The organism is Lutibacter citreus, assembly GCF_003260195.1.
Lineage (GTDB): Bacteria > Bacteroidota > Bacteroidia > Flavobacteriales > Flavobacteriaceae > Lutibacter > Lutibacter citreus.
The window spans coordinates 278,539-302,652 of the sequence record NZ_QEIH01000001.1; the positions used below are offsets into that span (position 1 = coordinate 278,539).

19 protein-coding genes are annotated in these 24,114 nt (G+C 29.3%); 12 read left to right on the forward strand and 7 right to left on the reverse strand.

All coding sequences use genetic code 11. From position 1 onward, the window contains the following. Positions 1–91 precede the first annotated feature (91 nt). Positions 92–838 carry an electron transfer flavoprotein subunit beta/FixA family protein gene (locus DAD81_RS01080; RefSeq protein WP_111706375.1) on the reverse strand — a complete coding sequence of 249 codons (747 nt, stop codon included), beginning with the start codon at positions 836–838 and terminating at the stop codon, positions 92–94. Positions 839–1,013: 175 nt separating this feature from the next. Here DAD81_RS01080 and DAD81_RS01085 point away from each other — a divergent pair, with 175 nt between their 5' ends. The 4 genes from DAD81_RS01085 to DAD81_RS01100 all read left to right on the forward strand — a co-directional run bounded on the left by DAD81_RS01085 (position 1,014) and on the right by DAD81_RS01100 (position 7,669). Further along, a complete protein-coding gene (locus DAD81_RS01085) occupies positions 1,014–1,994 on the forward strand; it encodes a pyruvate dehydrogenase complex E1 component subunit beta (protein WP_111706376.1) in 981 nt (326 codons plus the stop codon). A 60-nt stretch (positions 1,995–2,054) separates the two neighbouring features. Further along, positions 2,055–4,547, forward strand: a complete 2,493-nt coding sequence (locus DAD81_RS01090) for a DUF5686 and carboxypeptidase-like regulatory domain-containing protein (RefSeq protein WP_111706377.1) — start codon at positions 2,055–2,057, stop codon at positions 4,545–4,547. 69 nt (positions 4,548–4,616) lie between these two features. Beyond that, entirely contained in the window at positions 4,617–5,168 is a 552-nt protein-coding gene (locus DAD81_RS01095; RefSeq protein WP_111706378.1) for an inorganic diphosphatase, read from the forward strand. 125 nt (positions 5,169–5,293) lie between these two features. After that, positions 5,294–7,669 (forward strand): sodium-translocating pyrophosphatase, encoded by a 2,376-nt coding sequence (locus tag DAD81_RS01100; RefSeq protein ID WP_111706379.1) that lies wholly within the window; start codon positions 5,294–5,296, stop codon positions 7,667–7,669. 80 nt (positions 7,670–7,749) lie between these two features. On the opposite strand, the gene DAD81_RS01105 is transcribed toward DAD81_RS01100, so the two are convergent. Further along, positions 7,750–8,151: a DUF6146 family protein gene (locus DAD81_RS01105; RefSeq protein WP_111706380.1), complete on the reverse strand. Its 402-nt coding sequence runs from the start codon at positions 8,149–8,151 to the stop codon at positions 7,750–7,752. A gap of 186 nt (positions 8,152–8,337) precedes the next feature. On the opposite strand from DAD81_RS01105, the gene DAD81_RS01110 reads away from it, so the two are divergent. Then, the gene (locus tag DAD81_RS01110) at positions 8,338–8,901 is read left to right on the forward strand and encodes a DNA-3-methyladenine glycosylase I (RefSeq protein ID WP_111706381.1); all 564 of its coding nucleotides are present in this window, start codon (positions 8,338–8,340) and stop codon (positions 8,899–8,901) included. A gap of 12 nt (positions 8,902–8,913) precedes the next feature. Here the strand turns inward: DAD81_RS01110 and DAD81_RS01115 are convergent, their stop codons facing one another. Continuing rightward, positions 8,914–9,924 (reverse strand): SRPBCC family protein, encoded by a 1,011-nt coding sequence (locus DAD81_RS01115; RefSeq protein ID WP_111706382.1) that lies wholly within the window; start codon positions 9,922–9,924, stop codon positions 8,914–8,916. A 93-nt stretch (positions 9,925–10,017) separates the two neighbouring features. Here DAD81_RS01115 and DAD81_RS01120 point away from each other — a divergent pair, with 93 nt between their 5' ends. The 3 genes from DAD81_RS01120 (at position 10,018) to DAD81_RS01135 (ending at position 13,712) form a co-directional block, all read left to right on the forward strand. Next, positions 10,018–12,048 carry a dipeptidyl-peptidase 3 family protein gene (locus DAD81_RS01120; protein WP_111706383.1) on the forward strand — a complete coding sequence of 677 codons (2,031 nt, stop codon included), beginning with the start codon at positions 10,018–10,020 and terminating at the stop codon, positions 12,046–12,048. 141 nt (positions 12,049–12,189) lie between these two features. Next, a complete protein-coding gene (locus DAD81_RS01125) occupies positions 12,190–13,107 on the forward strand; it encodes an ion channel (protein WP_111706384.1) in 918 nt (305 codons plus the stop codon). A 221-nt stretch (positions 13,108–13,328) separates the two neighbouring features. Then, the gene (locus DAD81_RS01135) at positions 13,329–13,712 is read left to right on the forward strand and encodes a pyrophosphohydrolase domain-containing protein (protein ID WP_111706386.1); all 384 of its coding nucleotides are present in this window, start codon (positions 13,329–13,331) and stop codon (positions 13,710–13,712) included. Positions 13,713–13,881: 169 nt separating this feature from the next. Here the strand turns inward: DAD81_RS01135 and DAD81_RS01140 are convergent, their stop codons facing one another. From DAD81_RS01140 to DAD81_RS01155, 4 genes are all read right to left on the reverse strand, one after another. Then, positions 13,882–16,320: a TonB-dependent receptor gene (locus DAD81_RS01140; RefSeq protein WP_111706387.1), complete on the reverse strand. Its 2,439-nt coding sequence runs from the start codon at positions 16,318–16,320 to the stop codon at positions 13,882–13,884. Between the two features lie 392 nt (positions 16,321–16,712). Beyond that, positions 16,713–18,302: an L-aspartate oxidase gene (nadB, locus tag DAD81_RS01145; RefSeq protein WP_111706388.1), complete on the reverse strand. Its 1,590-nt coding sequence runs from the start codon at positions 18,300–18,302 to the stop codon at positions 16,713–16,715. 15 nt (positions 18,303–18,317) lie between these two features. Continuing rightward, a complete protein-coding gene (nadA, locus tag DAD81_RS01150) occupies positions 18,318–19,313 on the reverse strand; it encodes a quinolinate synthase NadA (RefSeq protein WP_111706389.1) in 996 nt (331 codons plus the stop codon). A gap of 124 nt (positions 19,314–19,437) precedes the next feature. Continuing rightward, positions 19,438–20,490 carry a branched-chain amino acid aminotransferase gene (locus tag DAD81_RS01155; RefSeq protein ID WP_111706390.1) on the reverse strand — a complete coding sequence of 351 codons (1,053 nt, stop codon included), beginning with the start codon at positions 20,488–20,490 and terminating at the stop codon, positions 19,438–19,440. 266 nt (positions 20,491–20,756) lie between these two features. On the opposite strand from DAD81_RS01155, the gene mnmD reads away from it, so the two are divergent. The 4 genes from mnmD to DAD81_RS01175 all read left to right on the forward strand — a co-directional run bounded on the left by mnmD (position 20,757) and on the right by DAD81_RS01175 (position 24,100). Then, positions 20,757–21,425 carry a tRNA (5-methylaminomethyl-2-thiouridine)(34)-methyltransferase MnmD gene (gene mnmD, locus DAD81_RS01160; RefSeq protein ID WP_111706391.1) on the forward strand — a complete coding sequence of 223 codons (669 nt, stop codon included), beginning with the start codon at positions 20,757–20,759 and terminating at the stop codon, positions 21,423–21,425. A 298-nt stretch (positions 21,426–21,723) separates the two neighbouring features. Next, positions 21,724–22,278, forward strand: coding sequence for a crossover junction endodeoxyribonuclease RuvC (ruvC, locus tag DAD81_RS01165; RefSeq protein WP_111706392.1), 555 nt, complete (start codon positions 21,724–21,726; stop codon positions 22,276–22,278). Positions 22,279–22,319: 41 nt separating this feature from the next. After that, positions 22,320–23,450 carry a radical SAM family heme chaperone HemW gene (gene hemW / locus DAD81_RS01170; RefSeq protein WP_111706393.1) on the forward strand — a complete coding sequence of 377 codons (1,131 nt, stop codon included), beginning with the start codon at positions 22,320–22,322 and terminating at the stop codon, positions 23,448–23,450. 32 nt (positions 23,451–23,482) lie between these two features. Beyond that, on the forward strand, positions 23,483–24,100 hold the full coding sequence (locus DAD81_RS01175) for a DUF4230 domain-containing protein (RefSeq protein WP_111706394.1): 618 nt from the start codon (positions 23,483–23,485) through the stop codon (positions 24,098–24,100). Positions 24,101–24,114 lie beyond the last annotated feature (14 nt).

Sequence of the window (24,114 nt, forward strand, 5' to 3'; positions counted from 1 at the left end):
GGTTTTAGATTTTAGATTAAGAATTTAATTCTTTTTCTAAAATGTTATTTTTGATTTTTTATAATACTTATATGTTATTAAAATTGAAAATTTAAATAACCTTTGCTTCGTTATGAAGTAAATTTATTAGTTCTTCAACATTATCTGCTTCAACAATTTTACAAGCAGATTTCGCTGCTGGTTTATCAAATGATTTAGTAGAAGTAGTAGTTTCAGAACTAACAGGTTCAATTACAGAAAGTGGTTTTTTACGAGCCATCATGATACCTCGCATATTAGGAATTTTTAAGTCCTTTTCTTCAACTAAACCTTTTTGACCCGCAATAACTAAAGGTAAATTACAAGAAAGAATCTCTTTTCCTCCGTCAATTTCTCTAGAGATAGTTGCTTTATCTCCTTCAACTTCTAAACCAATACATGCATTTACAAAGTTATAATCTAGTATAGAAGCAAGCATTCCAGGAACCATTCCTCCATTATAATCAATAGATTCTTTACCAGCTAAAACAAGATTGTACTCTCCGCTCTTCACTACTTCAGCTAGTTCTTGTGCAACAGAAAAACCATCAATAGCTTCCATATTTACTCTAATAGCATTGTCTGCTCCAATTGCTAATGCTTTACGCAAAGTAGGTTCTGTAGAAGCATTACCAACATTAACAACAGTTATAGTTGCACCTTGTTTTTCTTTAAACCACATGGCTCTAGTTAATGCAAATTCATCATATGGATTAATTACAAATTGTACGCCATTAGTATCGAATTTTGTGTCGTTATCCGTAAAATTAATTTTCGATGTTGTATCGGGTACATGACTAATACAGACTAATATTTTCATTTTGATATTTTTTTAGATTTTTAGTGTAAGATTAATGACTTACGCATTTAATTTTTACGAATATACTACTTTTTTTAAAAAATACTATGCGTGCATAGTAAAATTTTATAAAGTATTATTTTTTTGAATGTAAATTCAGAATTCATTACTTTTGCAATTCCATAAAAATTATATAATGAAGACAATACAATTTAGACAAGCTATTTGTGAAGCAATGAGCGAAGAGATGAGAAGAGATGAATCTATCTTTTTAATTGGTGAAGAAGTTGCTGAATATAATGGAGCATACAAAGCTTCAAAAGGAATGCTAGATGAATTTGGTGCAAAGAGAGTTATTGATTCTCCAATTGCGGAATTAGGTTTTGCAGGTATTTCTGTTGGAGCTGCAATGAATGGTAACAGGCCAATTGTTGAATTTATGACGTTCAATTTTGCTTTAGTCGGTATTGATCAGATAATTAACAATGCAGCAAAAATCAGACAAATGTCTGGAGGTCAATTACATTGTCCAATAGTATTTAGAGGTCCAACTGGTTCTGCCGGTCAATTAGGAGCTACGCATTCACAAGCATTTGAAAACTGGTTTGCAAATACACCTGGTTTAAAAGTTATTATACCATCAAATCCTTATGATGCAAAAGGTTTATTAAAGGCAGCAATAAGAGATGATGATCCTGTTATTTTTATGGAATCTGAACAGATGTATGGTGATAAAATGGATATTCCTGAAGGAGATTACATTATTCCTATTGGAGTTGCAGATATTAAAAGAGAAGGTACAGATGTTACCATAGTTTCTTGGGGGAAAATTATTAAAGAAGCATATAAAGCAGCTGACGTTTTAGAAAAAGAAGGAATTTCTTGTGAAATTATTGATATGAGAACTATTAGACCAATGGATTTTGAAGCTATTTTTACTTCAGTTAAAAAAACAAATCGTTTGGTTGTTTTAGAAGAGTCTTGGCCGTTTGCTAGTATTTCTTCAGAAATTACTTTTCAAGTTCAAGAAAATATATTTGATTATTTAGATGCACCTGTTAGAAGAATTACAACTGCAGATACTCCAGCAGCTTATTCTCCTGTTTTAATGGAAGAATGGTTGCCAAACTTTAACGATGTTGTTAAAGCGGTAAAAGATGTAATGTATTTAAAATAAAGGCATAAAATTTGCGTTAATAATTCCTTTCAAGTTAATCTTGGAAGGAATTTTTTTATTATGAAAAACAAATATTACTTATTTTGTATACTGTTTGTAGTTAGTGCAACAGTTTTCTCTCAGGTGAAAATTAGTGGAACAGTAATAGATGCTCAAAATGAATCTATTCCATTTGCAAATATTTTATTTGTAGGTTCAACTATTGGTACCGTATCTGATGAGAATGGAAAATTTTATCTAGAATCTAACAAAACATATAATGAAGTGGAAGTCTCTTTTTTAGGGTACGAAACTAAAATTATCCCTGTAAAAAGTAGAGATTTTAAAATGGTAATTACACTTGAAGAGGCAGCTTCTCAATTAAAAGAAGTTTTTATTTATTCAGGGAAAGTAAAGAAAAAAGGGAATCCAGCCATTGCAATTCTTAAGAAAATTTGGGAGAAGCAGCGTAAAAACGGTATTCATTTATTCGATCAATATCAGTACGAAAAGTACGAGAAGTTAGAGTTTGATATGAATAATATAGACAGTGTAATGATGGAGAAAAAGCTGTTTAAAGGTATGGAGTTTATTTTTGAAAGTATTGATACTTCACGAATTACCGGTAAAGCTTTTTTACCAATTTTTATAAATGAATCTGTTTATGATTCTTATGGTAAAAATAAGGGAGGGCATAAGTTAAGAGAAGATTTAAAAGCAAATAAAAATTCAGGGTTTAATTCTAATCAAAATGTTATTGCTTTTATAAAAGATTTATATGTAGATTATGATATTTACGATAGCTATATTAAAATTTTTGATAAAAGTTTTGTGAGTCCAATTTCTAAGGCTTCTGGTATTTCTACTTATAATTACGTTTTAACAGATAGTGCTTATATAGATAATAAATGGTGTTATAACATTTTGTATTATCCTAGAAGGAAAGGAGAATTAACGTTTAAAGGAGATTTTTGGGTAAACGATTCAACTTTTGCAGTTAAAGAAATTAATATGCAAGCTACCAGAAGTGCAAACATTAACTGGGTAAAGGATATTTATATAGAGCAAGAATTTGATGTTTTAAACGATTCAGTTTTTTTATTGAAAAGAGATCATATGCTTTCTGATTTTAGTCTTAATAAAAAAGATAAATCAAAAGGAGTCTACGGTAGGAGAACAACAATGTATAAGGATTATAAATTTAATGAAGAGAAACCTTCAAAATTTTATGCTGAGAAGGTAGATGTTTACGATAAAAAAATATATAATAAAGCCAATGATTATTGGAGCGAAAATAGGCAAGAAAAGCTAAATAAAAATGAATTAGGTATTTATAAAATGTTAGATACACTAACAACAGTTCCTAAATTTAAAAAAATATACAACACAATTTCAATATTGGGCTCTGGATATATAGAGTTTAATAACTTTGATTTTGGATCAATTTATTCAACAATTGGAAAAAATGATGTTGAAGGTTTAAGACTAAGAGCAGGTGGGCGAACCTATTTAGGGGGAAATGAACCTTGGAGGTTACAAGGTTATACGGCTTATGGTTTTGATGATAATAAGTTTAAATATGGAATGTCTGGTAAATGGATGGTAAATCCAAAAAGTAGGTTTACCATTGGAGGTGGGAATAGGAGAGATGTTGAACAAATAGGAGTAAGTTTAACCACTACAAATGATATTTTAGGAAGAAGTTTTGCTTCATCTTCATTTTTTGCAAGTGGAGACAATAGTAAATTAACTTCAATTAATTTATCAAATGTTTTTATGTCTATTGAGCCAAGCAAGAACCTTAAATTTAAATTAGGAGCATCATATAGAACTTTAGAATCGGCATCGTCAGATACCTTTAATTTGGATTATTGGGTTGATAAAGTAAATAACATAAGTAGATCAGATTTAATTCAATCTGAAGTTAATTTTTCAATTAAATTTACACCAAATAGAAAAACCATAGGTTATGGGGTAGAACGTAATGAAGTTTCAGATACTTACTCAACATTATTTTTAAATTATTCTCAAGGAATTAAAGGGGTTATTAATAGTGATTTTGATTATCAAAAATTACAATTTTATTATAGACAGCCAATATTAATTGGAGGTTTTGGAAGAATGTTCACAACCTTTGAAGTTGGTAAAACCTTTGGAGAAGTTCCTCTAGGTTTATTAAATGTTGTTCCAGGAAATCAATCATATTTTACAATTGAAAATACTTATTCATTATTAAATTATTACGAATTTGTAACAGATACGTATGCTTCTCTTCATATTGAGCATAGTTTTAATGGTAGGTTTTTGTCACGGATTCCATTATTAAGAAAATTAAATTTAAGAGAAATAGTAGGTGTAAAAGGTGTTTGGGGAGAAATTTCAAAAGAAAATTTAGCTTTAAATGCTTCAAACATAAATTATGTAGCCCCAACTGATGGTTATTACGAATATAGCGTAGGTATTGGTAATATATTAAAAGTTTTTAGAATTGATTTTAGCTGGAGAGGTAATTATAAAGATGTGCCTGGCGCCAATAATTTTGCAATCAAAGGAGCTTTTGGATTTCATTTTTAAAATTTAAGTTTTATTAACAAAGAAAATGTAACGTTTTTGTATTTTTGCAGAAATTAAATCATAAGAAATATGAGTGGTAAAGAAAAAGAGCAAGTAAAAACAAAGAAAGCTGAAACATTTGATGTACTAATAGAGATTCCAAAAGGAAGTAGAAATAAATATGAATATGATTTTACTTTACACAAAATTAGATTCGATAGAATGTTATTTTCATCAATGATGTATCCTGGAGATTATGGATTTATTCCTGAAACTTTAGCATTGGATAAAGATCCACTAGATGTATTAGTTTTATGTTCTGAGCCAAGTTACCCTATGGTTGTTATGGAAGTTAGACCAATTGGAGTTTTTTATATGACTGATGAAAAAGGACCAGATGAAAAAATAATTTGTGTACCCGTTTCTGACCCTATTTGGAGTAAAAGACTAGATATATCTCATATAAACCCTCATAGATTAAAAGAAATAGAACATTTTTTTCAAGTTTATAAAGATTTAGAGGAAAAGAAAGTTGATACAGGTGGTTGGGGAGATGCAGAGGCAGCGATTAAAATTTATCATGAATGTATTGAACGCTATGAAAATAGTGAACACAAAAAGAAAAGAACCTTTACAATATAAGATTCCTAAGAATTTACAAATAACATTGAACCATCTTTAATTTTTAAAGGTGGTTTTTTTTATTAATTCCATTTTGTTACATTTAACCAACCAAAATTAATTAATTAAATTAACAAAATAATCAAATGAATTTATTAGTAAATTATTTACCCTTATTTGGGGTTGTTGCTCTTGCGTTTGTTTTTCTCAAAAATAATTGGGTATCAAAACAAGACGGAGGAGATGCGAAAATGGCTAGAATAGCCAAAAATATTGCTGTAGGAGCAATGGCCTTTTTAAAAGCAGAATATAAAGTACTTGCTATTTTTGTAGTAGCAGTTGCCATATTGTTATTTTTTAAAGGATCAAATGAAGTAGGTTCAAACGGAATGGTAGCAGTATCATTTATTATTGGAGCTGTATGTTCAGCTTTAGCTGGATTCATAGGAATGAAAGTCGCAACTAAAGCAAATGTTAGAACAACACAAGCTGCTAAAGAATCATTAGGGAAAGCACTAGAAGTTGCTTTTGCTGGTGGTGCTGTAATGGGCTTAGGTGTTGTAGGTTTAGGTATTTTAGGTTTAAGTGGTTTATTTATGTTATACCAAAGCTTATGGCCTGGAGCTGAAAATTTATCAATGGTTTTAAATGTGCTTTCAGGTTTTTCATTGGGAGCTTCATCTATAGCCTTATTTGCTCGTGTGGGTGGTGGTATTTATACCAAAGCGGCCGATGTTGGAGCAGATTTAGTGGGTAAAGTAGAAGCTGGGATACCTGAAGATCACCCGTTAAACCCTGCTACTATTGCAGATAACGTAGGAGATAATGTAGGAGATGTTGCGGGTATGGGAGCTGATTTATTTGAATCATATGTAGGTTCAATTATTGGTACTATGGTATTGGGAGCTTTTATTTTAACACCTAATTTGGATGGGTTAGGAGCCGTATACTTGCCTTTAGTACTTGGCGCTGTAGGTATTTTAATGTCTATATTAGGAACATTCTTTGTAAAAGTAAAAGATGGTGGTAATCCTCAAACAGCTTTGAATATAGGAGAGTTTGGATCAGCAGCATTAATGGTTGTAGCATCTTACTTTATAATTAATGCATTAATTCCAGAAGCTGTAGAAGGTTTGCCTTTTGGAGCAATGGGTGTGTTTTGGGCAACCATAGCAGGTTTAGTTGCAGGTTTGGGTGTTGGAAAAATAACAGAATATTATACGGCTACTGGTAAAAAACCAGTAATGTCAATTGTAAAGCAATCTGAAACAGGAGCAGCTACAAATATTATTGCAGGATTAGGTGTTGGTATGATGAGTACAGCTATTCCAATTCTTTTAATTGCAGCAGCAATTATGGTTTCACATTATTTTGCAGGATTATATGGTATTGCAATTGCAGCAGTGGGTATGTTAGCAAATACAGGAATTCAATTAGCAGTTGATGCTTATGGTCCTATTTGTGATAATGCTGGTGGAATTGCTGAAATGGCAGAATTACCTAAGGAAGTTCGTGAACGTACAGATAAATTAGATGCTGTTGGTAATACAACCGCAGCAGTTGGAAAAGGGTTTGCTATTGCTTCTGCAGCGTTAACTGCCTTGGCTTTATTTGCTGCCTTTATGAAAACGGCTAATGTTACTGCTATTGATGTATCTCAGCCTCAAATTATGGCAGGTTTACTAGTTGGTGGAATGTTACCATTTGTATTTTCTGCATTATCAATGAATGCTGTAGGTAGAGCTGCAATGGCAATGATTGAGGAAGTGCGCCGCCAATTTAGAGATATTCCTGAGTTAAAAGCAGCCTTAGGAGTTATGCGTAAGTATGATTCTGATATGACAAAAGCTTCTAAAGAAGATAGAGCAATTTTTGATGCTGCTGATGGTGTTGCAGATTACGGAAAATGTATTGATATTTCTACGAAAGCATCTATTAGAGAAATGGTATTACCTGGTTTATTAGCAATATTAGTTCCAGTTGCGGTAGGTTTTATTGGTGGTGCTGAAATGCTTGGAGGATTACTGGCTGGAGTTACAACTTGTGGTGTTTTAATGGCTATTTTTCAGTCAAATGCAGGAGGTGCTTGGGATAATGCTAAAAAAACAATAGAAGAAGATGGTAGAAAAGGAACGGATGCTCATAAAGCGTCTGTTGTTGGTGATACTGTTGGGGATCCATTTAAAGATACATCAGGGCCGTCATTAAATATTTTGTTAAAGTTAATGTCTGTTGTAGCTTTGGTAATTGCACCAAGTATCGCTATTAGTTCAACTGATTTAGCTGAATATTCATCTGAAAGTGAAGCTACTGAATTAGTGTCTGAGCAAATTACAAAAGATATTAAAGTAGAAATGGAGTCTAATGTTGATGGAACAGTAAAAGCTACTGTCATAACTTCTATTACTGAAAATGGTAAATCTATAGTTGAAAAACAAGTGTTTGAAGGACCTGAGGAGGTTGTAAATAAACAAATAAAAGCTTTAAAGAATGTTAAAGTTTCAGTTGCTGAAAAAGTTTAATTGAAATTTTCATTTTAACTAGTTAGGTTTTATTCAATATAAAAAAGACCCACAATTTGTGGGTCTTTTTTATGCTATTTTTAGAATACTTGTTTGTATTTGTATTCAACAAATTTAAAATAATTATAGAGTTTATAATTCACTTCTAATCCATAATCTGTATGTACATCATAGTTTATTTCATTTTCATAAATGTTACTATTAAATTTTAAAGGATTTTTATGTCTAATATTCCATTCGGTAACATAAAAATTATTTCTTATTTCATAATAATTTTGAGAATAGAAATTTTTAGGTTTAGCAATAGAAATTAAATATGTTTGAAAACCAGGATCTATAATTATTATTTCGTACTCTAATTTATCATTTGCTATTCTAACCGCTCCTTCCGGAAGTTGTTTTTCGCTGGGTGCGGTTTTGGTGGTTGAACCACAGCTAATTATGAATGATAGGATTACAATAAATGATATTATTTTTTTCATGACTATGGTATTTAACTATTTAATTTCAACAAAAATCGTTCCAGTAAAGAAGTATATTATTTAAAAATAATTAGCTGGGTATTTTAATATGATATTAAGGTACGTATATTTAAATTAAATTTATCTATCTAAATATTAGTTGTTTTCTGAGTTAGATTAAAAAACATTATAAATTATTGTATAAGTATGAATAAAACTAGATGTGCATGGTGTGGAAATGACCCACTTTATATTGAATACCACGATAAAGAATGGGGAGTTCCGGTTTATGATGATGAGAAATTATTTGAGTTTTTAATTTTAGAAACATTTCAAGCTGGATTAAGTTGGATAACTGTTTTAAGGAAAAGAGAAAATTTTAGAGCTGCTTTTGATAATTTCAATTATAAAATAATAGCAAATTATAAGGAAGATAAGTTTGAAGAATTAATTAATAATGCCGGAATTATCAGAAATAAACTTAAAATAAAAGCAACAATAGCCAATGCTAGTTCTTTTATGATAATTCAGAAAGAATTTGGCTCGTTTTCAAAATATATTTGGGGTTTCACCAATGGAAAATCAATAAAAAATAATTGGAAAGATTTAAATGATGTGCCTGCAACTACTAAGATTTCTGATTTAATTTCAAAAGATTTAAAAAAGAGAGGTTTTAAATTTGTTGGTTCAACAGTAATTTATGCACATATGCAAGCAACTGGAATGATTAATGATCACGTTTCCAGTTGTTTTAGATACAATCAAGTTTAGTTAAATGAGCCTCTATTCTATTGGAATATAAATTTCTGTAATCCAACTTGCAGGGTTTGGATTATCAATAGGTCTTATTTTATAAACTTCATATGGTTCTCCATTTTCCAATTGGGTAAATCCTTGTTCAGAAAGTGCTTTATAGGCTGCTTCCCACGCTTTGTAGGAATATTGGTAACTTCCTTTGTAAATGGTTTTAAAAGTTTTTTGAGGCTCTAAAAGACCAGTTAGAATAGAAGACGAAGTATTAATTTTTTCACTAACAGGTATACAAGTCGAAAACGTTGTTGAATTGTTAGTTTCATCCCAATTATGAGTTAATAGAAATGGTTTACCAGCAGAGTCAATAGAATTCAATGTCATATATTCTTGTACTTCAGTGAACATTTTACCCATTAATATGTCAGCTTCAGTTGTTTTACAAGTTGTTTTTTGATATAAATAAAACCCACCTCCATGCTCAACTTCGCCAATAATTTTAAAAGAATGTTTATCCATTTCCTTTAAAAGGTAGGTTTCAAGTAATTCAAGACCTCTATTGTACATTGGAGTCATGTTTTTTTCTATACCACCTTGGGTTAGCCAATATGCTTTTTCTGTAAAGGTGCTTTTACCACGCATTCCCCAGGTAACTTTATTTCCGTTTTCAGTATAATTAATATCCCAATATATTTCAGGCGTACTACCTGTTCCAAAATCTATTTGTTGAATAATCTCTTTGTTTGGAACTAAAGAAAGTGTTTTCATAGATCCATTTCCTTCTTTACCTATCCAACTATAACTGGCTCCAATGCCAGAAGTAACATCAGGATATGACGCAACAATTGTTGGGTCTATCTCGTACCAAGGTCCCCAATGTTGCCAAGTTTTATAGTCGTTTATTGTGTTAAAAATTAATTCTTTTGGCGCTTTTATGGTTTTGTTAGCACTAACATCGTATTCTGAATCTAGTGTAGAAATGTATATGGAAAAACCAATAGTTAAAATTAAAACTAATAATAGAATATATTTTAGATATTTCATAAAAAAGGGAATTAAACAAAGTTACAATGCTAATTTAACAATTATAATATTTTAAATTCACTAAATTTGGATTTTAAAATTAAAAAGTAGAAAATGAAGATTAAATATTTAATGTTATTGTTAATTTCAACGTTAACAATATTTTCTTGTAAACAAGAAAAAGAAGTTGAAAATAAAGTAAAAGTTGAAGAAGCTTTTAATTATAATTTAGAGCAATTTGCTGATATAAAGATTTTAAGATATCAAATCCCCGGTTTTGATGAGCTTTCATTAAGACAAAAAAAATTGGTTTATTTCTTATCTCAGGCAGGATTATCAGGTAGAGATATTATGTATGATCAAAACTACCGTCATAATTTAGAGATTAGAAGAGATTTAGAAAATATTTATCAAAATTATACAGGAGATAAAACAACTAAAGATTGGGCTGATTTTGAAACTTATTTAAAGCGTATTTGGTTTTCAAACGGAATTCATCATCATTATTCAAACGATAAATTTATTCCTGAATTTTCAAAAGAATATTTTAATTCACTTTTAAAAGCAACAAACACAACTCTTAAAGGAGAAGCTTATGATGTTCTTTTTAATGATTCTGATAGTAAAAAAGTAAATTTAGATGAAAGTAAAGGTTTAATTGCAGGTTCTGCAGTTAATTTCTATTCGCCAAATGTAACAGCTAAAGATATTGACAATTATTATGCGGCTAAAGTAGACAGAACTGATGATACACCGATTGAATACGGATTAAATTCTAAGTTGGTTAAAAAAGCAGATGGATCTTTAGAAGAAAAAGTTTGGAAAGTAGGAGGAATGTATAGCAAATCAATTGAAAAGATTGTGTACTGGTTAACAAAAGCAAGTGAAGTTGCTGAAAATGAAAAACAAGCCAATGCTATTAAATTGCTTATTAAGTATTATGAAACTGGAGATCTAGAAATTTGGGATGATTATAATATTGCTTGGGCTACAAATACCGAAGGAGATATTGATTACATAAATGGATTTATTGAAGTTTATAACGATCCAAAAGCTTATAGAGGATCATACGAAACAGTTATTCAAATTAAGGATTTTGATATGTCTAAAAAAATGGCCGTTGTATCTGAAAATGCGCAATGGTTTGAAGACAATTCAACACTATTACCTGAACACAAAAAGAAAAATGTTGTAGGGGTTTCATATAAAACAGTTAATGTGGCCTCTGAAGCTGGTGATTCTTCACCTTCTACTCCAATTGGTGTTAACCTACCAAATAATAATTGGATACGCCAACATCATGGTTCTAAATCTGTTTCATTAGGAAATTTAATTGAAGCATATAGCCAAGCTGGAGGAACAGACAGATTAAAAGAGTTTGCTTATGATGAAGATGAGATAAATGCTGAAATAAAATACGGAGAAACAGCTGATAAATTACATACATCATTACATGAAGTAATTGGTCATGCAAGTGGAAAAATTAATCCAGGAGTAGGGCAGCCAAAAGAAACTTTACAAAATTATGCATCAACTTTAGAGGAGGCTCGTGCAGATTTAGTTGGTTTGTATTATTTACCTGACACAAAATTGGTTGAAATGAAAATTTCTCCAAATGCAGCAGGAATTGGTAAGGCAGCTTATGACGGTTATATTAGAAATGGATTATTAACGCAATTAGTTCGTTTAAATTTAGGAGATGATATAGAAGAGGCTCATATGAGAAACAGACAATTAGTTGCGGCTTGGGCTTTTGAAAAAGGTAAAAGTGATAATGTGATAGAAAAAGTAGTTAAGGATAATAAAACTTATTTTGTTGTTAGAGATTATGCAAAACTTAGATATTTGTTTGGAGAATTATTGAAAGAAATTCAACGAATTAAATCTGAAGGTGATTTTGAAGCAGGAAAAGCATTGGTTGAAAATTATGGTGTAAAAGTTGATCAGGCAATTCATAAAGAAGTTTTAGAACGTAACAGTAAATTTAAATCGGCTCCTTATAGTGGGTTCGTAAATCCTGTGTTAACTCCTGAATTAGATGCAAATGGAAACATTGTTAATGTAAAGGTTGTACAACCTAAGAGTTTTACGGAACAAATGTTAAGTTATGCAAAAAATTATACAACATTACCAAATGTAAATTAGTATAATATTACAAATAGAGGTAAAAAAGAGGCTATCTAAAAATTAATAAAAATCGTTATTCTGAATTTATTTCAGGTTAATAAAAATTAACTTTTATACAGTCTCTTTTTTATTTTTGGTTTATTCAGATCAAAATTTAATATGAAGAAAATTAAAGATCCGGGATTTGGTTATTTATCACGTAAAGGAGCTAAAAGTATAATAAATAAAAGAGGAGGTTCTAATGTTTTACATAAAAATAAAGCTTTTAGTATTAATGATATTTATTCATACATAATTCAAATATCTTGGTTTAAATTTTTCTTGTTAGTATTCTTATCTTATATAGTTGTTAACTCATTTTTTGCGATTATTTATCTGTTAATTGGAATTGAAGAAATTACATCTCCAACCGGAAATTTATTAGATGATTTTTTCAATGCATTCTTTTTTAGTGCCCAAACTATTACCACGGTTGGTTATGGAGGTATTTCGCCACAAGGTTTTTTAGGGAATCTTATTTCAAGTTTTCAAGCATTGGTTGGTTTATTAAGTTTTTCTTTTATTACAGGTTTGCTGTATGGTAGGTTTTCTAAACCCAAAGCAGCAGTTAGATTTAGTGAAAATATTATTTTAAGAAAATTTAATAATGGAAAAGCAATAATGTTTAAACTAATGAATAGTAGGCCTAACATTATGATTGATCCTGAAGTGACTGTAATTTTTTCTTTAACGGATAATAAACACTCTAAAGGATTTAAAAGAAATTTTTATAAGTTAAATTTAGAATTAGATAAATTAAAATATTTAACAACAACCTGGACGGTGGTGCACGAAATTGATGAAGAAAGTCCTTTTTATAATATGTCTAACAACCAAATAAAAATGTTAGATGCTGAATGGTATGTATTAATACAATATCATGATGAAACATTTGCGCAGAATGTACACCAACTTCATTCTTATCAAATGGAAAATTTATTGGTTGATGTTAAGTTTTCATCTTCTGTACACTTTAATGATCAAGGATTCACTGTTTTAGATCATCATATTTTAAGTGAAGTTGAAAATTTAGTGTAGCGAAAAAGTTATTAAAGCAAATACAACAATAACTAGAAATAAAGATATTACAATAATAAAGGTATTTTTATAATGTTTTTTATGAATTTTTATATCTTTTCTATAGCTCCATATCATTGCGAGTGTAAATGCAATCACAAAACAAGCTGCAAATATTAATTGACCTTTTGTAAACATATTTAATGTGTATATTTAAGCTCAAAAATACGTAAATTATTATTATGAAAAATAAATTAAAAGCAGTAGAAAAGTTTCATAAGGCTTTTGGGTTAGGTGTTAAACAGTATCCAACCACAGTAATAACAAAAGAAAAGATGAAATTGCGTTTTGCTTTAATGGAGGAAGAAAATTTAGAATATTTGGAAGCTGCTGAAAATAATGATCTTGTAGAGGTGGCTGATGCGCTTGGAGATATGTTATATATTTTATGTGGTACAATACTAGAACACGGAATGCAACATAAAATTGAAGAAGTTTTTGAAGAAATTCAACGAAGTAATATGAGTAAGCTTGGTGCAGATGGAAAACCAATTTACCGTGAAGATGGTAAGGTAATGAAAGGTCCAAATTATTTTAAACCAAATATTGGAGAAATTTTGGGATAGAAAAAAAGAAAATTATTTTTAAAAATTCTTTACAATTGTTCAGAAGAATCCCATAATTTAATTGAAGAGACTACTTTATTTCATTAGTTATAATGGAACAAAGTTTATCTGAAAGAAAATAAAAAAATCAGGATGTTAAATAAATATTTATTTAACATCCTGATTTTTTTTATTCAACTAAATAATTTTTTTTAATAACAATTGGAATTCCATTTTGAGTAATTCCTTCCAAAGAAATATTTACGGTTGTTTTAACCTCACTATTAAAATAAGAAATGCTTACGTTTCCATTTGCATCAGGATGTACATACGGATTCCAATAAAGTGTGTTTCTAATATCAGCGGTTTCATCCCAAGCTTTTTCTTTTTTCACATCGTAATTAGGTGAATAGAAATTACGGGCATTATAAAACCCATCAATAATTTTAGTAATTGTATGGAATTTTCTTTTTTCGGTTGGAATTCCTTTTCCGTCTTTTGTATAAATTAAAATAACACCATTAACTCCTCTAGGTCCAAAACCAGCTGCATTAGCACCAATTAAAGCCTCAATTCGGGCTACACTACTAGGAGGAATTACACTAACATCAGTAGACTCTGTTTCCATCTCATCAACAATTATTAATGCTGGAGCACCATTATTTCTACTAAAACTTATAGTATCATTAGCGATTACAGTACCAGGTATTGAAAATTGAATTAAATCATAAATGCTTGAGAAATTTGCATCTTCTTTAGATGCTACATAACGGTGATCAGAAAAACCAAAATCATTTTGATCTTCTTCTTCCTTCTTTTTACCAATAATTAAAATTTCATCTAATCTATTATCCATTGGAACATTGAAATTGATGAATTTTTTAAAAATATTTTCTTTAATTATTTCTGTTTTACTTTTTTCTTGAGTAATCGGTTTTAGATTTTTAAAATCAATAGGTAAAGGAGCAACTGTCGCAGAATCTAAAACAATCATACCTTTATTCTTGTGCTTTTTATCTTTAACATTTAAGCGAACACCAGTTTTTCCAATTAATAACAAATTATTAAATTTAAACCTTCCTAAACTATCTGTTTTATCAAATTTTAAATTAGATTTTCCCTGATTTACATAATATAAATAAACATCATTATTTTCTTTAATTGTTGAAGAAAAAAGTCTTTTAACTTTTCCTGAAATAGAAAATCCTTTTTCAACATTAAAAAATTCTTTGCTATAAAGTGAGTTGTTTTTCTTCCAAAGAAAATCTCTCCAACCTTGTGTTAATAATAATAAATCTAGGTTTTGAAATCTATCAGCATTCGAATCATTAAAATAATAACCAGGGTTATGTACTTTTCCTTTTATATCTGATTGCATTAAAAAATACGAACTAATATTCATTCCATTATTTGAGCCTGCATCTAAATTATTAGAGTCGGTAACTGCAATTGAAAAACTAGAAGGAATCACTGCGCCATCTGTTGTTTTTGTTGAAATATCTATATTAACTTTTTCCTTTGTTTTATAAACTCCTTTATTTGTATTTAAATTTACTTGAAAGTTATTGTTTTGCTCTTCAATAAAAACAAGTCTTTGGCCATGTGGTTTTCCTTGTTCATCATAAATAGTAATTTGAGCAATACCAGTTGGAATATCTTTTGTAGGTAACAGAAATGCAGAACTTAATTTGGTAGCTGTAATAGCTCCTTCAAAATAAACTTCACCTCTTATTGAAAGCTCAATTTTAAAGGTAGTAGATGGTTTGTTATTTAAAGTTTCTTGATTTGTTTTAATAGATCCAATAAGTTTTTCATCCAATTTGCTTATTCCTAATGTAAAGCCAGAATTTAAAACTGTTGGAAGTTTAATAGTTATTTTTTCACCATTAAGGTCTGTAGTTTCAGCATAATATGTTTTGTCTTTAAAAGGGATAAATTTAAATTTTCCCATACCGTCATGAATAGATTTAAATGAAGCAACTTTATTGTTATCATCATCAAAAATACTTCCTTCAGTTTTTATAGGGAAACCGTTACTGTCAGTTGCTTTAAAAGCAATACTAGAAGGTACATTGGAAACTAAAGAACCTCCTTCAGGAAAAAATTGAAGATCAATAGATTTATATTGTTTAATAATTGGAATTTCTATGTTGGATTTGGATTTCTTTTTAGCTTCAGTAGTTGAAGTTTCAGCTATTTTCTTTTTCTCATTTAAATCAATAATTTCAATTTCCTTTTTAAATACAAAATTATCTTTAAAATTTCGCATCCAATTTGTGTAAGCTCTTAGCTGATATGTACCAGCTGAAACCCCAATAGAATCATTTAAAATGAAATCTCCATGTCCAAGACCATTATTTATAAAAGTAGTATTTTTAGTTACAATTGTTGAATCTGAAGCAACTAATTCAACATATAATAAATTACTGTGGTTTATAAGTTTGTTATCTTTTACATCAGTAACATATGCCTTATACCATAAAGATTCTCCTAAGTTATAGTATGATCTATCTGTATGAAGGTAAACTTTTTCAAGTATTGATGGTTTAGTGTTAGGAGTTTTATTTTGACCAAAAGCGGCTAATTGACAAGTTAGAATAGCAATTAATAAATACGTTTTTTTTATCATTTTTTTTAGTTGAGAGTAAATAATATGTTTTTACTTTTTATGAATAAAAGTAAAAAATACAGTTATTTTATTTATCAAAAATAGTGCCAATTTAATTTCTCAATACTAAATTAACACAGTCTAATATTTCACGAAATATTAGACTGTAAAAATGATAGAAGGTTTAATGTTGAATAATAAAAAATCTGAAATAATTTACAATGCCTTATGGTTAAGGCAAATATATTATCAGAAAAAAGTTGAGAAAGGCTAATTTCATTAGTTTTTAAAAGTTTTTTATTCACTTGAAATTATAGATTCACAAATTAATAATAATTTGATTCTTAAAACAAGAATATAAACTCAGTATATAAAAACCTTAAATTTAAAACCTAAAACTTTATAAATTAAGTTTATTTATTAACTAAATCTGCGCTATAAAAGCCACCTTTATTTTCTTTTCTGTTCTTAGAAAATTGAGTTATTAGGTAGGCTGTTGTAATTAAATTTCTTAATTCACATAAATCGGTAGAAAGTTCAGAATAATCATATAAGCGTTTGTTGTCTTCATACAGAACTCTTAATCTTCTTTCAGCACGCAATAAACGTTCATTAGAACGTACAATTCCAACGTAATTACTCATAATAGTTTTTACTTCGTTTCTATCATGTGTAATTAATATTTTTTCCATGTTTTTTACAACTCCACTATCATTCCAAACAGGAATATTTTGTGGTTCTTTAATTTTTGAAAATCTTTTTTTTAGGTTTTGGCAAGCGTTATGTGAAAAAACGAGACCTTCTAATAATGAGTTGGAAGCTAATCTGTTAGCTCCGTGTAATCCAGATCTAGTAACTTCCCCTGACGCGTATAGGTTTTTTATTGATGTTTTACCATTTTTATTAATATTTACACCACCACAAATATAATGTTGAGCAGGTGAAACCGGTATAAAGTCTTTACGAACATCAATTCCCAACGTTAAACATTTAGCTGTAATATTTGGGAAATGTTTTTCAAAAGAATTAAAATCTAAATGTGTGCAATCTAAATAAACATGAGGCGTTCCGCTTTTTTTCAATTCATTATCAATAGCGCGAGCAACAATATCACGTGAAGCAAGTTCTTCTCGTTTATCATACTTTTTCATAAACCTTTTGCCGTAATAATCTCTAAGAATTGCACCTTCTCCACGTACGGCTTCAGAAATTAAAAAAGCAGGGTATTCGCCAGGATTAAATAAGGCTGTAGGGTGAAATTGAATAAATTCTACATCAGATATTTCAGCTTTGGTTCTATAAGCAATTGCAATACCATCACCTGTAGCAACTACAGGATTTGTTGTAGTATTATAAACTTGTCCGTTGCCACCGGTAGCTAACATTGTTATTTTTGAAGAAAAAGTTTTTACAACACCTTTTTTTTCATCTAAAACATAAGCGCCGTAACAAGTGATTTTTTCTTTTCTTTTTATTTTTTTCTTTGTTATCTGATGTTCAGTTATTAAATCAATAGCATAATGATGCGTTAAAAAAGTAATGTTTTTCGTTTCCTCAACTCGTGCTATAAGAGCACGTTCAATTTCGGCTCCAGTAATATCTTTATGGTGTAATACACGATCTTGAGAATGGCCACCTTCCCTTCCTAAAGAATATTCGCCACTTTCAGTTTTGTCAAATTTAGTTCCCCATTTAATTAATTCATTTAATCTATCGGGTGCGCTTTCAACAACCATTTTTACAACTTTTTCATCACAAAGTCCATCCCCAGCAGTTAGTGTGTCTTCAATATGCTGTTCAAATGAATCTACGGTTTTATCCCAAACTGTTGAAATACCTCCTTGAGCATATTTAGTATTACACTCATTTTTATCAGTTTTAGTAATAATAGTAATTGTAGAATTTTTAAATTCATTTGCTGTTTTTAAAGCAAATGATAGTCCTGCAACTCCAGAACCTATTATTAAAAAATCCGAATATTGTAATTTTTTTTCAGCATTCATTTGAAAGTGGTTTGTTTATTTTGAAAGTTCAAGCATACGTTCTATAGAAACTAAGGCTTTTTTACTTAATTCTTCGTCAACTTCAACATTTGGTAATTCGTGTTCTAAGCATAAATACAATTTTTTCATTGTATTCATTTTCATATAAAAACATTCGCTACAGTTACAATTGTCATCTTCAACTGGAGCGGGTATTAAAATTTTATCTGGTGCATCTTGTCTCATTTGGTGTAAAATACCAACCTCAGTTGCAACAATAAATTTTTTGGCTTTGCTATTTTTTACGTATTTTAATAATCCAGATGTTGAGCCAACATATTTAGCTACTTTTAATAAATGAGCTTGAGACTCAGGGTGAGCAATTATTTCAGCATCAGGATTTTCAGCATATAAATCTAATATTTTCTCAATAGAGAAAGCTTCGTGTACCATACATGCTCCATCCCAAAGTAGCATATCTCTACCTGTTTTTTTAATTAACCAGGCTCCTAAATTTCTATCTGGAGCAAAAATTATTGGTTGATCTTTAGGAATAGAATTAATTATTTTTTCCGCATTTGAAGATGTACAAACAATATCAGTTAAAGCTTTAATTTCAGCTGAAGTATTTACATATGATACAACTAAATGATTTGGATGTTCTTTTTTGAAAGCTGCAAATTCAGCTGGCGGACAAGAATCTGCTAAAGAACAACCAGCTTTTAAATCTGGAAGTAATACTTTCTTTTTAGGATTAAGAATTTTTGCAGTTTCTGCCATAAAATGAACGCCTGCAAAAACTATAATATCAGCTTCTGTAGTTGCTGCTTTTTGAGCTAAGGCTAAACTATCACCTACAAAATCAGCAATATCTTGTATTGCATCTTCTTGATAATAATGAGCTAGAATAACAGCATTTTTTTCTTTTCTTAATCTGTTTATTTCTGCTATATAGTCAATGTCTTTAGGTGTTTCAATATCTAAAAATCCTTTTTCTTGAATATTCTTTTTTGCTTCTTTTAATGTAGTCATATGGTTGTTTTTAATTGGTTAAGACCAATAAATATGCCAAACAACCGGATGTGCATCCGATTGCTTTAAGATATTGCAATTTATAAAAAAGTTATGATTTTAGTTAAATTAATACAAATTATGATTATTCAACCTTAAATCTCCATCCAAATTTATCTTCAGCAAGATTTCTTTGAATGTCTGTTAAGCTCTTTTTTATAAAAGAAGCATAACTATTTTCAACTTTTGGTAATTCAATTTTTTCATCTTTATGTGCAAATCCAAGAATAGGGCTTATAACTGCGGCAGTTCCTGCACCAAACATTTCTAATAAGTCTCCGTTTTTTGCAGCTTCAAGAATTTCAGTAACCTTAATGGGTCTTACTTCAACTTTTATTCCTTCATCTTCAGCAAATTGAATAATACTTTTTCGAGTAACACCATCTAAAATACGCTCGCTTGTTGGAGCAGTTAACAATGTGTCTTTTATTCTAAAAAAAACGTTCATAGTACCTGCTTCTTCTAAATATTCATGAGTAGAAGCATCCGTCCATAATACTTGTTGATATCCTTGTTTTGCTGCTAATTTAGCAGGATAAAAAGAAGCGGCATAATTACCAGCTGCTTTTGCAAAACCAACTCCTCCATTTGCAGATCTACTATATTTATCGGCAATTACAACTCTAACTTCACCTCCATAATAAGCTTGTACAGGAGAACAAATAATCATAAATTTATAATTAGTTGAAGCAGAGGCTGAAACGCAATTTTCCGTTGCGATAATAAATGGCCTGACATATAGAGAGTTACCGTCTCCTTTTTGAACCCACGCACTATCTAGTTTCAATAATTCAGACAAACCTTCAAAGAAATATTCTTTTGGGAAAGCTGGCATATCTAATCTTTCAGCAGAAATATTAATACGTTTTTGATTTTGATCTGGTCTAAATAGCCAAATATCATCATTATCATCTTTGTAGGCTTTCATTCCTTCAAAAACTGCTTGTCCGTAATGAAAAACTTTTGCAGAAGGATCAAGCGTTAGAGCTTGATAAGGTTTAATTTTTGGGGTTTTCCATGCACCATTTTCAAAATCGCATTCGAACATGTGATCAGTAAATAATTTACCAAATGACAAATTACTGAAATCAACTTCAGCGATTTTCGATTTTGCTATTTTTTCTATTTCTAAAGCCATTGCTAATGTAAATTTAGTTTAAACAAAATTACTCCTTTTTTTTGAATAGGAAATTTGTTTTACATTGATTGTACTACCTTATTTTTAATATATTTGGTAAAAATATTCAATTAAGTATTAACGAGAAAATAAAATTGCATTATTAGCATTTAATAGGCAAAATAATTTTCTAAAGTGTAAAAAAATTATAAATTTAAAATGTTCATTGGTAATGTTTTATATCTTTTTTTATTAGTTGATATTGATATTGTAAAATTGAAATAAATTTGGAAAGAAAAATTATAATAACTTCAGATGGTTCTTCAACCATACATTTACCAGAATGGAATGAGCAGTATCATTCTATACATGGAGCAATTCAAGAGGCTAAACATGTATTTATTAAAAGTGGACTTCATTTATTTTCTGAACAAAATATAAAGATCTTAGAAATTGGTTTTGGAACAGGTTTAAATAGTTTTATTACTTTTTTAGAAGCTCCTAAATTGAATTTAACAATTAATTATGTTGGTGTTGAAGCATATCCAGTTTTGTTTGATGAAATTAATAAATTAAATTATGTAGAAGAGCTTAAAGCTCAAAATTTTGAATCTGTTTTTAATGAAATGCATAAGCAGGAATGGGAATTAGAAAAGATGATTTCTACTGAATTTTCATTAACAAAAAGAAAGCAGTTCTTTAACAAAATTAATGATTTAGATACTTTTAATTTAATTTATTTTGATGCCTTTGGAGCTAGAGTACAACCAGATTTATGGACGGAAGATATTTTTAAAATTATGTACGATGCCTTAAAAGTAAACGGTGTTTTGGTTACTTATAGTGCAAAAGGAAGTGTAAGAAGAGCTATGCAAGCGGTTGGTTTTAAAGTAGAAAGACTGCCTGGTCCTCCAGGAAAACGAGAAATGTTAAGAGCTGTAAAAATAATAGATTAAATGGAAAATAGATTTAAAAAAAGAAAGAAACCAAATTATAAAAGAGGTATTATTTTGGCAATTTTGTTAATGCTAATTATTTTTTTATGGTACAATATTGAGACCATAATTACCAATTTATTTGGTTAAAATAGTGCCTGTTAAAAAATAGTACTTTTAAACAAGAACCTTATGTCTTTTGATAATTAAATGAACTGAAATAGAGAGAAGTACTACAATTCTTAATTTAATAAGCTACTTAGGTAAAGTTTCTATTTATGTAAGTTATTGTACATTTGGCTTTAAAATAAACAAATAATTGAGCTCAGAAAAAATTATATTGGGAATTGATCCTGGAACTACTATTATGGGATTTGGATTACTTAAAGTAGTTGATAAAAAAATGGAATTGATGCAGTTGGATGAATTAATTTTAAAAAAATATAATGACCATTATGTGAAATTAAAATTAATATTTGAAAGAACAATTCATTTAATTGAAACTTACCATCCTGATGAAATTGCAATTGAAGCACCATTTTTTGGTAAAAATGTACAGTCTATGTTAAAACTTGGGCGGGCTCAAGGAGTAGCTATGGCTGCAGGGCTATCAAGGGAAGTTCCTATTACTGAATATTCGCCAAAGAAGATAAAAATGGCAATAACAGGGAATGGAAACGCCAGTAAAGAGCAGGTTGCAAAAATGTTACAAAGCCTTTTGAAAATAAAGGAATTACCAAAAAATTTAGATTCAACTGATGGATTGGCAGCTGCAGTTTGTCATTTTTATAATAGCGGAAAAATATCAACTGATAAGAATTATACAGGTTGGGCTTCATTTGTAAAACAAAATGGAAACCGGGTAAAAGAATAGTTTCTTTTTTTAATTTAACTTCAAATAATAAAACCCTAGAATTGGCAGGAATATATATACATATACCATTTTGTAAACAAGCATGTTATTATTGTGATTTTCATTTTTCAACATCATTAAAAAGAAAAGAAGAGGTACTTAATGCTATAAGTAAAGAGCTGAAATTAAGGCAAGAAGAATTAAAAAATCAAGTAATAGAGACTATTTATTTTGGCGGAGGAACACCTTCTTTACTTACTAAGGGCGATATAGAATCTTTATTTGAAGTTATTTATAATAACTATACGGTAGTTGAAAGTCCCGAAATTACTTTAGAAGCAAACCCAGATGATTTATCATTAGAAAAAATTATAGAATTATCAGAATCTCCAATTAATAGGTTAAGTATTGGGATTCAATCTTTTTTTAATGATGATCTAAAATTTATGAATCGAGCGCATAATGCTTCAGAAGCTAAAAACTGTTTAAAAGATGCGTTAAAATACTTTGAGAATATAACAATTGATTTAATTTATGGCGTACCAAATATGTCAAATAAAAAATGGCTTAATAATTTAAATCAGGCATTTGAGTTAGGGATTCCTCATATTTCGAGTTATGCACTAACCGTTGAAGAAAAAACAGCATTGCACAGTTTTATAAAAAAAGGAAAAGTTGCACCACTTGATGAAAATTTGGCATTAGAACATTTTAATATTTTAGTTGAAGAAACTAAAAAAAAGGGTTTTGTTCAATATGAAGTTTCGAATTTTGGAAAATCTAATTTCTTTTCAAAACATAATACTTCCTATTGGTTAGGAGAAAATTATTTAGGAATTGGCCCATCTGCACATTCATATAATGGTGTTGAAAGATCTTGGAATATTTCTAATAATGCCAAGTATGTTATGTCTTTAAATGAAAATAAACTACCACTGAAAGTTGAAATATTATCAATAGAAGATAAGTTTAATGAAACGGTGATGACCGGTTTAAGAACTGTTTGGGGGGTTAATTTGAATAAAATTAAATTGAATTTCGGGGACATTATGTTGAACCAGTTTATAAAAAATATACAACCATTTCTTAAAAGAGAATTGTTAATTTTTAATGAGAAAAAGCAAACGGTAACAACTTCTCAGAAAGGAAAATTTTTAGCAGATGGTATAGCTTCAGATTTATTTATTATCTAAACTATGCTTATATTTGAGTTATAACTTTAATTATGGAATTATTTTTAGGAATTATATTTGGTGTCATTATTTCTTATTGGGGAATGAGTTTTTTTAATAAGAAAAAAGGAGTTCAGCAAACAGAAAGACAATCCGTTGTATTAATTGAAAAAATAAAAAGTGTTTGTAAATTAATTTCAGTTGAAGGTGATTTTGCTGAAATTTATCATTATGAAAACACTAAAAATCGTTTTTTAAATTTAATAACAAGTAAAAAGAAAGCAATCTTGTTAATTAATGCAAAGGCTCATATAGGATATGATTTATCTCAAATTCAATTAGAATCTGATACAAATAAAAAAGAAATTATTCTTACTCATTTTCCAGAACCGAAAGTTTTAACTATTGAAACTGAAGTTAAGTATTACGATAAAGTAGATGGTTTTTTTAATAAGTTCGATGCCTCAGATTTAACAGGATTAAATAAAGAAGCCAAGACTTTTATAATTGATAAAATTCCTGAAAGTGGATTAATAGAAGCTGCAAAAAAAGAAGCATTGGACACAATTTTAATGATTGAACAACTGTTAGAAACTTCAGGTTGGAGATTAAACTATTCACAATTAGTATTGCCAACTTCAAAAGATAAACAAATTAAAGATAAAGAGTAGTTGAATTTTATTGC

Bases quoted from the DNA above. Each gene is read 5' to 3' on its own strand.
- DAD81_RS01095 (WP_111706378.1), top strand. From the start codon at position 4,617: ATGAGTGGTAAAGAAAAAGAGCAAGTAAAAACAAAGAAAGCTGAAACA.
- DAD81_RS01120 (WP_111706383.1), top strand. From the start codon at position 10,018: ATGAAGATTAAATATTTAATGTTATTGTTAATTTCAACGTTAACAATA.
- nadA (WP_111706389.1), bottom strand. From the start codon at position 19,313: ATGACTACATTAAAAGAAGCAAAAAAGAATATTCAAGAAAAAGGATTT.
- DAD81_RS01115 (WP_111706382.1), bottom strand. From the start codon at position 9,924: ATGAAATATCTAAAATATATTCTATTATTAGTTTTAATTTTAACTATT.
- nadB (WP_111706388.1), bottom strand. From the start codon at position 18,302: ATGAATGCTGAAAAAAAATTACAATATTCGGATTTTTTAATAATAGGT.
- DAD81_RS01125 (WP_111706384.1), top strand. From the start codon at position 12,190: ATGAAGAAAATTAAAGATCCGGGATTTGGTTATTTATCACGTAAAGGA.
- DAD81_RS01135 (WP_111706386.1), top strand. From the start codon at position 13,329: ATGAAAAATAAATTAAAAGCAGTAGAAAAGTTTCATAAGGCTTTTGGG.
- DAD81_RS01140 (WP_111706387.1), bottom strand. From the start codon at position 16,320: ATGATAAAAAAAACGTATTTATTAATTGCTATTCTAACTTGTCAATTA.
- DAD81_RS01105 (WP_111706380.1), bottom strand. From the start codon at position 8,151: ATGAAAAAAATAATATCATTTATTGTAATCCTATCATTCATAATTAGC.
- DAD81_RS01155 (WP_111706390.1), bottom strand. From the start codon at position 20,490: ATGGCTTTAGAAATAGAAAAAATAGCAAAATCGAAAATCGCTGAAGTT.
- DAD81_RS01110 (WP_111706381.1), top strand. From the start codon at position 8,338: ATGAATAAAACTAGATGTGCATGGTGTGGAAATGACCCACTTTATATT.
- DAD81_RS01090 (WP_111706377.1), top strand. From the start codon at position 2,055: ATGAAAAACAAATATTACTTATTTTGTATACTGTTTGTAGTTAGTGCA.
- DAD81_RS01100 (WP_111706379.1), top strand. From the start codon at position 5,294: ATGAATTTATTAGTAAATTATTTACCCTTATTTGGGGTTGTTGCTCTT.
- DAD81_RS01175 (WP_111706394.1), top strand. From the start codon at position 23,483: ATGGAATTATTTTTAGGAATTATATTTGGTGTCATTATTTCTTATTGG.
- DAD81_RS01085 (WP_111706376.1), top strand. From the start codon at position 1,014: ATGAAGACAATACAATTTAGACAAGCTATTTGTGAAGCAATGAGCGAA.
- DAD81_RS01080 (WP_111706375.1), bottom strand. From the start codon at position 838: ATGAAAATATTAGTCTGTATTAGTCATGTACCCGATACAACATCGAAA.